At 63.3% G+C, this 2,651-nt stretch carries 1 protein-coding gene; it reads right to left on the bottom strand.

Features of this window, described 5'->3' with window-relative positions:
• Positions 1-2,642 (bottom strand): pyruvate dehydrogenase (acetyl-transferring), homodimeric type (aceE, locus tag PJL15_RS22500; protein WP_281453347.1); only part of this gene is annotated, 2,642 nt, incomplete at its 3' end.
• Between the last annotated feature and the right edge of the window lie 9 nt (positions 2,643-2,651).

Below are 2,651 nucleotides of genomic sequence, written 5' to 3'. Positions count from 1 at the left end.
AGGGTTTTGGCGACGATGGAGTGGGTGTCGTTTTTGAAGTAGCGGCGTGCGGCTTGGCGGGTGTCGGAGAAGCCGAAGCCGTCTGCTCCGAGGGAGGCGAAGTCGTTGGGGATGAATTGGCGGATTTGGTCGGGGACGGCTTTCATGTAGTCGGACACGGCGATGACGGGTCCGTTGTGGCCGGCGAGTTGTTCGGTGATGAAGGGTGTGCGGGTGGGTTGGCCGGGGTTGAGGAAGGCGTGTTCTTCGGCGTCGAGTCCGTCGCGTCGGAGTTCGTTCCAGGAGGTCACGGAGAAGACGTTCGCGGCGACTCCCCAGTCTTCGTTCAGGATGCGGGCGGCTTCGAGGGCCCAGGGCACTGATACGCCGGAGGCGAGGATGTTCGCGGTGGGCCGGTTGTTGTTGCCGTTGACCGCTTCGGGGGCTTCGGCGAGGTGGTAGATGCCCTTGATCAGCCCGGTGGTGTCGAGGTTTTCGGGTTCGGCGGGTTGGGTGATGGGCTCGTTGTAGACGGTGAGGTAGTACATCACGTTCTTATCGTCCGAGTCGGGTCCGTACATTTGTTCGAGTCCGTGGCGGATGATGTGGCCGATTTCGTAGCCGTAGGCGGGGTCGTAGGTGCGTACGGCGGGGTTGGTGGAGGCCAGGAGGGGGGAGTGTCCGTCGGCGTGTTGGAGTCCTTCGCCGGTGAGGGTGGTCCGTCCTGCGGTCGCGCCGATGATGAAGCCGCGGGTCATTTGGTCCGCGGCGGCCCAGAAGGAATCGCCGGTGCGTTGGAAGCCGAACATGGAGTAGAACACGTAGATCGGGACGAGCGGTTCGCCGTGGGTGGCGTAGGCGGTTCCGGCGGCGGTGAATGCTGCGACGGCGCCGGCTTCGTTGATGCCGGGGTGGATCAGTTGGCCTGCGGGGGATTCTTTGTAGGCCAGGACGAGGTCGCGGTCCACGGAGAGGTAGTTCTGGCCTTTGGGGTTGTAGATTTTCGCGGTCGGGAAGAACGCGTCCATCCCGAAGGTCCGTGATTCGTCCGGGACGACGGGCACGAACCGGGCCCCGAAGTTCTTGTCCCGCATCAGGTCCTTGAGGAGCCGGACGAAGGCCATGGTGGTCGCGGCTTGTTGTTTGCCGGATCCGCGTTTGGCGACTTCGTAGGACTTGGCCTCGGGCAGGGTCACGGGGGTGTGGGTGCGGCGGCGTTCGGGGACGAACCCGCCGAGCTCTGCCCGGCGTTCCATGAGGTATTTGATTTCCGGGGCGTCCATGCCGGGGTGGTAGTACGGGGGCCGGTAGAGGTCCGCGTCGAGTTGGTCATCGCTGATGGGGATGCGGAGGTGGTCACGGAAGGCTTTGAGGTCTTCCATGGTCAGTTTCTTCATTTGGTGGGTCGCGTTGCGGCCCTCGAAGTGCGGTCCCAGGCCGTAGCCCTTGACGGTTTTGGCCAGGATCACCGTGGGTTTGCCCTTGAACTCGGTCGCTGCCTTATAGGCGGCGTAGACCTTGCGGTAGTCGTGTCCGCCGCGTTTGAGGCCCCAGATCTGTTCGTCGTCCAGGTCCGCGACCATGTCCTTGGTCTGCGGGGACTTGCCGAAGAAGTGTTCCCGGACGAACCCGCCGGACTCGGCCTTGTAGGTCTGGTAGTCACCATCGGGGGTTTCGTTCATGATTTTCACCAACGCCCCGTCGGTGTCCGCTTCGAGCAGGGAGTCCCACTCACGGCCCCAGACGACCTTGATCACGTTCCAGCCCGCACCGCGGAAGAACGCTTCGAGTTCCTGCATGATTTTGCCGTTACCGCGCACCGGCCCGTCCAGGCGCTGGAGGTTGCAGTTGATCACGAAGTTCAGGTTGTCCAGGTTCTCGTTCGCGGCGAGCTGGAGCAAGCCACGGGACTCGGGCTCGTCCATTTCCCCGTCCCCGAGGAACGCCCAGACCTGCTGGTCCGTGGTGTCCTTGATCCCACGGTTCTGCAGGTACCGGTTGGACTGGGCCTGGTAGATCGCGTTCATCGGGCCGATACCCATCGACACGGTCGGGAATTCCCAGAAGTCCGGCATCAGGCGCGGGTGCGGGTAGGAGGACAGGGCGTGGCCTTCCTTGGACTTTTCCTGACGGAACCCGTCCAAATCCTCCTCCGAGAGGCGGCCTTCCATGAACGCCCTGGCGTACATCCCCGGCGAGGCGTGGCCCTGGAAGAACACCTGGTCCCCGCCCGAAGGGTGGTCCTTGCCGCGGAAGAAGTGGTTGAACCCGACCTCGTACAGGGTCGCGGCCCCGGCATAGGTGGAAATGTGCCCGCCCACACCAATATCCGAACGCTGCGCACGATGGACCATCACCGCGGCGTTCCAGCGCATATACGCCCGGTACCGGCGCTCGAACTCCTCGTTCCCCGGGAACGGTGCTTCCTGGTCCACCGGGATCGTGTTCACATAATCAGTGGTCGTCACCATCGGCACACCCACCGACCGGGCACCAGCACGCTGCAACAACGAACGCATAATGTACTGGGCCCGCTCGGTACCCTGCTCAGCGATCAACGCATCAAGGGACTCAATCCACTCCGCGGTCTCTTCCGGATCACGATCAGGCAGCTGGGCAGTCAACCCGCTGAGGATGTGTGAGGTCTCTTCTCCTGCAGCCACGTCCAACCT

The sequence above is a fragment of the Paenarthrobacter nitroguajacolicus genome (genome assembly GCF_029952445.1).
Classification (GTDB): Bacteria; Actinomycetota; Actinomycetes; order Actinomycetales; family Micrococcaceae; genus Arthrobacter; species Arthrobacter nitroguajacolicus_B.
Note: the sequence above shows the minus strand (reverse complement) of the source record. Positions and strands in the feature narration are given on the sequence as shown.